General features: G+C 55.2%; 6 protein-coding genes. 5 read left to right on the forward strand and 1 reads right to left on the reverse strand.

What is annotated here, in order from left to right; translation table 11 throughout:
- On the reverse strand, nucleotides 1-594 hold a 594-nt coding region (locus tag ABX962_RS23095; protein WP_372722712.1), incomplete at its 3' end, for a dockerin type I domain-containing protein.
- A 374-nt stretch (nucleotides 595-968) separates the two neighbouring features.
- Between ABX962_RS23095 and ABX962_RS23100 the strand changes: the two genes are divergently transcribed.
- The 5 genes from ABX962_RS23100 (at nucleotide 969) to ABX962_RS23120 (ending at nucleotide 7,896) form a co-directional block, all read left to right on the forward strand.
- Complete coding sequence (locus tag ABX962_RS23100; protein ID WP_372722714.1) at nucleotides 969-1,616, forward strand: sigma-70 family RNA polymerase sigma factor; 648 nt, start codon at nucleotides 969-971, stop codon at nucleotides 1,614-1,616.
- 15 nt (nucleotides 1,617-1,631) lie between these two features.
- Nucleotides 1,632-4,307 carry a protein kinase gene (locus tag ABX962_RS23105; RefSeq protein ID WP_372722716.1) on the forward strand — a complete coding sequence of 892 codons (2,676 nt, stop codon included), beginning with the start codon at nucleotides 1,632-1,634 and terminating at the stop codon, nucleotides 4,305-4,307.
- Entirely contained in the window at nucleotides 4,300-5,592 is a 1,293-nt protein-coding gene (locus ABX962_RS23110; RefSeq protein WP_372722717.1) for a hypothetical protein, read from the forward strand. Before ABX962_RS23105 ends, ABX962_RS23110 begins: the two co-directional genes overlap by 8 nt.
- Nucleotides 5,593-5,743: 151 nt before the next feature.
- A complete protein-coding gene (locus ABX962_RS23115) occupies nucleotides 5,744-6,439 on the forward strand; it encodes an NAD(P)-dependent oxidoreductase (protein ID WP_372722719.1) in 696 nt (231 codons plus the stop codon).
- Nucleotides 6,440-6,570: 131 nt separating this feature from the next.
- Nucleotides 6,571-7,896, forward strand: a complete 1,326-nt coding sequence (locus ABX962_RS23120; RefSeq protein ID WP_372722721.1) for a response regulator — start codon at nucleotides 6,571-6,573, stop codon at nucleotides 7,894-7,896.
- Nucleotides 7,897-8,428: the final 532 nt, after the last annotated feature.

Consider the following 8,428-nt stretch of genomic DNA (forward strand, 5'->3'; position numbering starts at 1 on the left):
ATTCGCTGCGGATAGGGTGTTGCTGATCTCGCGAGCACTTGGCCGATCGGTTCCCGCCGGTTCCGAGATGCCGTCGGCATAATCAGCCTCGGCGACCCGCAACAACGTCGTGTTTGCCGCGCCGTAGTCCGGGTTTTCCAGATTGTTGTTGCTGCCATCAATCGCGCGAACATCGACTGCAGGATCATCACCCCCGCCGGGTGATGTATCTGGGTTTCGCGTCGTGTCGTCGGGAATCGAATGGCGGTTGCGTTCACGGTTCAACCGGTTGATCACCATCAACGCGTCGAGCGAGGTGTGGCGACCATCGTTATTCACGTCCGGTCTGAAGCCCAGTTCGTTGACCGTGTTATTCGTGTCACCGCTGCGTTGACGATTCATTTCGTTGATGACCGTCAAGGCATCCACGGCCGAGATGACTCCGTCGTTATTGACATCCTCGGGCATCGATTGGTTGTGAAATAGATTGGCGGCCAACAACTGACGCGTCTCGAGCGTTTCCGTACGCAATCGCCGACGAGGCGCGGCAGGACGCCGTTTTTCACTTCGTGAAATTTGCAGGAGCTTGAACCATCGATTCAATAAGCGAGCCATTGGGGGTGACCCTCCAGTAACAAGGTGGTGCATTCAGAAAAGGCGTGAAGAGTGGCGGACCGAGTAGATCCAGTCCATTAAGGACGGGAATGCGCTAAATTTGTCACAAAAGCGAAGGAAAATCGTCCTCTAGGAAACAACGGCAACGCGACCGTCTCGGAAAAAGCTTGCTAAATCTTGAACAAACCTTGGCCCCCCGCTGCCCGTGACGACGCATGGCATGCTGGCAACCGTGGTAGCGAAAGAGAGTGGTTCAACGCAACCAAGCGTGGTTCAAGACAACGAGTTCAAGACAACTGATTCGAGTGGCAGTATCGGTAGCGTGTTTTCGCAGTGAACCCATTTCCCGACCTTTAAGTAAACGAAAGCCAAACATGTCGACAGCCCCCCCCAAAGAATTGTCGGACGCTCAAATCAGCGTCTCCGAGATGCTGGAACAAGTTCGTCACGGCGACCTCAATTCGCTTGGCCAATTGCTGCAGCTCTATCGAAACTACCTGAGCGTGTTGGCAACCACTCAATTGGATGGTCGGTTGCGACGGCGGATGAGTCCGTCGGATTTGGTCCAAGAGACCATGTTGGCAGCGCACCGCGATTTTGCCGCTTTCCGAGGAGGCAGCGAAGGCGAATTGTTGGCATGGTTGCGTCAAATCCTGAGCAACTGCCTTGGACATGCGATCGAAGCAAACGTGTTCGCCCAAAAACGGGACATTCGACGCGAGGTGGCCTTGGACCAAATCGCCAAAAATGTCGACGACAGCATGGCAAGATTGGCAAACATCTTGGCCGATCGCGGGCTGTCGCCAAGCGAGGACATGGGACGCCGCGAGCTTTCGCTGCGTTTGTCGGATCAACTGGCCAAACTGAAGCCCGAATACCGTGATGTGATCGTGTATCGCAATCTGCAAGGTTTGTCGTTCGACGAAATCGCAGAACGCATGAACCGCAAATCGGGCGCCGTACGGATGATGTGGTTGCGTGCAATCAACAAGTTCAAAGAAACATGCGACCCGATCGAATAGCCCCGAGAAATCGCCATGAGTATGACTGACCTAAGTGCCGAACCTTTCGCCACCCGGCACTTGACCGATGCCCAGAAAGAGCACCTCAGCATGTTACTGGAACGTTACATGTCGGGGCTCGAAAATGGGTTGCCGCCCACCGTGGACGAGTTGACGTCGGATTCGCCCGAGTTACGTCAACCGCTTCGCTATTGTGTCGCCGGATTGCAAAATTTGCATCGTATGGCTGCGGGATTGGATCCGGCATCGTGTGCCTCGTCGTTCGAGCAATCCACTGCGTCGCTTGCTCCATCGAGCTATGCTTCACGCAGTGTATCTGCAATGAAAACGGCAATCGACACTCGAAACCGCGAAGGCCAACCGTCGCCGCATGGGCGTCGTCTCGGCGATTTCTATTTGCATGAACAGATTGGGCGAGGGGGAATGGGAGTGGTCTACCGGGCCACCCAACGGTCGCTTAAACGCACCGTGGCGATCAAGCTATTGCCGCTGCCTTCGATCCTCGATTCGCGTCAAATCACGCGGTTTCAACACGAAGCCGAAGCGGCCGGTGGTCTACAACACCCACATATTGTGCCGGTGTATGCCGTCGGTTGCGAACGCGGCGTGCACTACTATGCCATGCAATTCATCGATGGGATGTCGGTGGACGAAATCATTCTTAAACGCAGTCTCGAATTTCAGAGTGTTGACCAAGGCGACACGCCCAGTCAATCGGTTACCGATGATTGGCGAACAACGGTCGGCCAGGCCATTCAAGCGGCCGAAGGGCTGCATGCTGCTCATGAGTTCGGAGTGGTGCATCGCGATGTCAAACCGTCAAACCTACTGATTGACCAGAACGGAAAACTGTGGGTGACCGACTTTGGATTGGCGCGGGTGCAAAGCGACGTATCACTCACCCAGTCCGGCGACATTGTCGGGACGATGAAGTACATGAGCCCCGAACAGGCGCGAGGGGAATCCGCGATCGTCGATGGACGTACCGATGTTTATTCGCTGGGGGTGACGCTGTACGAGATGTTGACGTTGCGACCGGCGCACGAAGGTGATGACGCTCCGGCAATCCTTCGTACGATCGAAAACGATGCGATTGTGCCGTTGCGAAAGCGATGCCCGCATCTGCCCCGAGATCTCGCTACGGTCGTTGCCAAGGCGATGGCGAAAAACCGTGACGGACGCTACGAAACCGCGAAAGCGTTTGCCGATGACTTGCGCCGCGTGTTAGCAGGGGAACCGACCATCGCCCGTCCGCCGACGCTCATGGACCGGATCGGTCGACTCGCCAACAAGCATCGCCGAAGCGTTGCCGTGTCGATGATCGTTTGCATGTTCGCGATGGTTGGCTTTGCCATTTTCACGGTTATGTTGGCTGCCGAAAAACAAGTCTCCGACGCGAACGAGTCAATTGCACTCGCTCACCAAATGCGTGCGATTCGCAATGAACAGATCGCTCGTGAATGGATCGATCGGATCGGATCACAAATGGCCGAACTTTTGGATGATATCCCTGCCGCCGCTCCTGTCCGTCGCCGGTTGCTTGGCGAAACGCTGGACTATTACAAACGTTTTGTCAGCGAAGCAAGCGACGATCCGACGCTACGCAAAGAGTTGGCAGTGACCTACGGAAAAATCGGCGCGTTCCAAAGTGAATTGGGTGCCAGCGAAGAGGCGATTGCAGCCCTCGAGCGATCCGAGCAACTTTATCACGAATTGGCTCGTCAATCGCCCGGCGACGCCGCGTTGAGTTTGCAGTGGTCGATCAGCCAAAACAATCTCGCCGAAAAATTCTCGCAAATCGGTCGAATCGAACAAGCCGCTCATTGGTTTGGCAATGCAATTGTGATCCAGCAGCGTTTGTTGAATCCGCACCTAGATTCGAAGGACTCGTCGATGCCCGAAAACATCGATGCGATCGTGGTGACTCGAGAATTGGCCACGACGCTGAATAACCTTGGATTGTTGTTGGAGGAAGCCGAGAAAACGCAAGAAGCGAACACCGTTTATCGGCGTGCCATCAAATTGTTGGAAACGTCGGCCAACGAAGCCGGCTTGTTGGCATCGATCCAGTCGAATTTGGCGGGGCTACTTTCAAAACGATCACCAGAGCAAGCGATCCAGTTCGCTCAAAAAGCTTTGGCTCAGCAGACGAAGTCGCTCGCACAGAACCAAGGTGACGCTAAATTGGCAACGCAGGTCGTGTTGACGCTCAATTCACTTGGCACCTCGCACGCACAGCGATCTCAACACGCCGAAGCGATCCAATCGTTCGAAGAGGCGATCGAAATTGCCCAGCAACTGCAAACGCGATGGCCCGATTCACCGGCCTACTCACGCGATTTGGTGATCAGCTTGAATCATCTGGGATTGTCGCTGGCCGCGCTAGGAAAACGACATGAAGCAAAAAACGCGTTTGAAAAAGCGTTGCCGCACCAACGATCACTCGCCGCTTTGTACCCCGACGATGCGGAAGTCCAAAGCATGCTCGGTGGCGTGCTAAATAACCTGGGTTTTTTGCAGCAACAACTTGGCAATGGCCGCGTCGCTCGCCAGTATTTCATCGAAGCCGCAGAACACCAATCTCGAGCCGTCCAGCTTGCACCGGAGGTTCCACGGTATCAAGCCTACTTGGCAAAACATCAACACAATTCACTCACCCTTGGCAATGCGAGGAGATCCTACGATGACTGACACCTCTGCATCTCGTCCTCTGCGTTTCGAACAATTAGAAACACGCTCGCTGTTGGCGGGCGGCATCCTTGTTTTTGACCTCTCGTTCACCGCGAGCCAGTCGGACAATTTTCAAGACGACACTGTGGGCCAGCTTGCCAGCAGTGCTTCGTCCGCGTTCCAAGCACAACGCCAAACACAGTTGGCCACGCTCCAAGAGGCCAGCATTCATGCGAATCACGTATTGGCAAGCGAGTCGCTGGGGAACAGCGAACAAAGCGATCGTGGCGGAGCAAACGGGATCGACCGAAATCATCATGCGGCGGTGTCGTCCCGCCAAGGATCGTCCTATCGCGAAGACACCTCCTATCGGCAAGACACCACGGTAGCCCAGGCCACCCAGAGTACAACTCCGACCACGCTGGGGATCAGCAGCACCGTCGCGTCGCAAACGAACCCAGGTATCAACGACGTTGCCAACGACCGCCGGAACGTTAACGCCGTATTGCCGCAAAACAACAACGGCTTGGTTATTCCGTCGGCAGTCGATGCGATTCTTGCTTCGTTGCAACCGTTAGAACAAAACGACACCTCGCTGGATGATCAAGAGGCCCTGCAAGCGGTCGAAACCGTTTCGACCATCTCGGCTGAGAATGCGGATGCAGTTGCGGACATCGCTACCACCACCGAAAACGAATTAGAGGCGACATCGTTTTTATCCACTGCGGAAATCGAACGTACCGATTCCGATAGCGTGGACGACCTTCAATCAGGTTTGATTCCGTCGGATTCATCGTTTCACTTGCATCCACTGCAGAGCCTGAGCGATAGCGAAGAAGGTACTTGGCAGCTTGACGACGGCATCCTGCCTCGACTGCAGCGACATCTCCACTCGACGCTGCGTGCAACGCCTCAAGTCGTCGACATGTCGCTGCTGGATTGGTTTTCGGGGCCGGGTGGGTTGATTGACCTACAACGGGCAAACTTGCCGTCGCGAATTGGGGTGATCACGGGAGACGCGATCAAGGTGCAATTGGAATCGACGATAGGATACCACCGCTGTTTGGACTTGATCGCCGCTGGGGTGGTGGAACCGATCTCGGGTCCGCTGCTCGATTCGATCCTCGCATCGATCGAGTCGATGACGAGCGAAGAAACTCAACCGGTCTCGGATCCCCCGCCGCTGCGGATTTCAAAGCTGGCTTATCCTGCGGGAGCAGCGATCGTGGCGGGCAGCATCGCGATCGCAGCACGGCGAAAACACAAATCTCCACCATCGGATCTGGATCAGGACGGGCTCTTTTGATGTGACAGCATACGTTCACTCTCGACCTATGAAGTAGACGAGCGTCGAAAGAAAGCGACGCGTTGCTCTTCTCTACTCAACATAGGCCGCAGTATTTCCCAGAGATGCAGCGGTACGGGGATTTACCATGGACATGTATATGAATATGGACATGAACCTTGCACGTTGCATTTGTGTTCTCGGCGGCGACACGGTGCTCGGCCGCCAAGTCATCTCGGTGGCTCGCCGTTGTGGTTTCCACGTCAAAACGCAAGTCCAAGATCCGAGCTTCGAGCACTCTGCCAACTCGATCGAAGTCGTCCTCTGCGAATTGAACGACCAACGTTCTTTGACCGATGTGGTCAGCGATTGCATGGCCGTCATTAATTGTTACGGTCCCACAATGCGAACGTGCACGGGGGGAGCGGCGACAGAGGCAGCGAAGTTGACTCGGTCGCTGTTGCCCAAACTGCATCGCAAGGGCGCTCGGCGGTACATCGTCGTCTCGCACTCGGGAGTGGTTTTGCCCGGCGATCGGCCGCGTCCCCTGGGGACGTTTACCACGCGTGTGGCAGGTTCGCTGGGACTTCGCCCTCGATTGGCCGACAAGCAAAACGAGGCGGCAGTCTTGATGCAATGCGATCTGGACTGGACGATCGTTCGCTGTGCAAAATTGAAACCGCTGCGAACCGTCGGCGCCTGTATCGCCGATCGTCATGCGTTACGAGGCGGATTTGTCAGCACGGAAACCCTCGCTCGATTTCTTGTTCACCAAATCGACTGTACGAGCTATCTACGCTGCGGCGTTTTTGTAAACAGCCGTAACTCGAACTCGCATGTTAGCGAATATCTTCGCACCCATGGCTGAGCACCACCGCTGTCTCGTCACAGACGCACTTATCCAACAGCCTTTTCTCGAATCGCCGCGTCCCCCGTCCCGGCGAATTCGTATCACGCCCCCGCAGGCTTATTATGTTATGGCATCAACGAAGCGCTATTATGTCGCGAATCAAAGTTGTCCCCACAGCTAGCAAAGTCGTCGCCCCCCACGAAACCGACGAATACCGTTTCACCAATCCATTCAGCTGCGGCGATCGACCACGACCGTTGGTATTGGTGGTCGACGCGGATCGTGAATCCCGTGCCGATCTAGAAGGCAAATTGAAACGCTACAACTACCGTGTGGTGGGCGTTGAAAGTGCATCGACCGCAATTGAATTGATGGAACAGCAGCGTTTTGACGTCTGTTTATTGGATATGGACTTCGCGGAAATGGATGCAATTGAATTGATACATCGAATACACAGCTCTCCCACCACCGGAAAACCGTCGATCATCGTCGTCGCCGCCGCCGACGCCCGATTTGCTGCTGCGGACGCAATTGAAAATGGGGCGGATGACTATCTGGAAAAACCGGCCGATGAACGATTGTTGCATGCGAGGATTCGTTCAAGTCTGCGTCAAATCGATGCTCGTTTAGCAGAGCTGAGCAAGTTTTTGCCTCGCAACATCTTAAATCAGGTCCTCTGCGACAAGAACTTGCTCGACAAGCCGTGTCCCGCAGACGTCTCGGTGATGGTATGTGATGTGCGTGGATTTAGCCGCACCAGCGAACGTGTGGGACCGGTGCAAACGATCACTTGGATCAGCGACGTAATGAACGAGCTGAGCCGAATTGTGCTGGACCATGGCGGAACGATTGTCGATTATGTCGGCGACGAAATCATGGCGATGTGGGGCGCCCCGATTGCCTCGCCACTACATGCCGCCGAGGCGTGTCATTGCGCAATCGCGATTCAGAAAGCAGTGGTCCAGCTGAGCGAGAAATGGCGTTCCACGGTCGGAGCCGACACACGGATGGGGATCGGGATCAACAGCGGGTTGGCGGTGGTCGGCAATACAGGATCAACCCATCGAATCAAATATGGCCCGCTCGGTGATACCGTGAATTTGGCCAGCCGGGTGCAAGGAGCGACGAAATATCTGCGGAGTTCAATCCTGATGACGCAGAGCACCGCCAGCCGGGTGGATGCGAAACTGCGTGGGCGACGAGTTTGCAGTGTTCGCGTTCACAACATTCGCGAGCCGGTACAGTTGTACGAGCTTGGGAGCTGTGGGAAACAGGATTTGAGTGCTAGTTGTATCGCCTATGAGTTGGCACTTTCGGCATTTGAGTCGGAAAGACACGCCGAAGCGCAAGACATCCTGGCCGAACTGCTGTTGGAACGACCGCAGGACGGACCGGCGAAATTGCTGATGTTGCGAGTGATCCAGTCTCAACTCGGAGGCGTGTTTGACCCTGTTTGGACACTTCCCGACGGCTAGGCACTTTCTGAGAACGCATCCGAGGCGGAAACTTGCTAGCGGAATTCGTGAAGAATTTTGATTTTCCAATGGGTTATGCCATGCTGCCTAAAGCCGCCCGCGACTTCCGCTACGGTTTTCAGTAAGAGCCGAGAGGATGTCATCTACTTTGGTAGCGGCACGGCGCGGGGCCCGCCCGGTTGTAGCAAGTAAAACGTTCGAAATTTCCCGGGCGGGCCCCGCGCCGTGCCGTAATAAAACCACCCGTTTCGTATCAAAGTAGACGGCATTGGACGCCGCTATTTTTCCGTATGCGCCTCTAGCGTTTTGATCACCCAAACCTGCTCAGCTGCGAAGTTTTCTCGCTCTCTGAGTCTCTCTTGTCGCGTGATTCGGGGGCGACAGTCGGCTTCCTCGTGGTCCCCTTTCTTCAAAAGGGGCTCATCGAGTCGAGGCGGACCGACATTCGTTAAAAAAATTTGGCCCAGGGGGGGGTGTTTTGACGCATGTCTAGATGCCACCGAATCGGAAAGCCGAAATGACGCTTCGCAAC

The organism is Novipirellula sp., assembly GCF_041583735.1.
Lineage (GTDB): Bacteria > Planctomycetota > Planctomycetia > Pirellulales > Pirellulaceae > Novipirellula.

Excerpts from the sequence above, each read along its gene's own strand:
- ABX962_RS23100 (WP_372722714.1), top strand. The coding sequence starts at position 969 with ATGTCGACAGCCCCCCCCAAAGAATTGTCGGACGCTCAAATCAGCGTC.
- ABX962_RS23105 (WP_372722716.1), top strand. The coding sequence starts at position 1,632 with ATGAGTATGACTGACCTAAGTGCCGAACCTTTCGCCACCCGGCACTTG.
- ABX962_RS23110 (WP_372722717.1), top strand. The coding sequence starts at position 4,300 with ATGACTGACACCTCTGCATCTCGTCCTCTGCGTTTCGAACAATTAGAA.
- ABX962_RS23115 (WP_372722719.1), top strand. The coding sequence starts at position 5,744 with ATGAACCTTGCACGTTGCATTTGTGTTCTCGGCGGCGACACGGTGCTC.
- ABX962_RS23120 (WP_372722721.1), top strand. The coding sequence starts at position 6,571 with ATGTCGCGAATCAAAGTTGTCCCCACAGCTAGCAAAGTCGTCGCCCCC.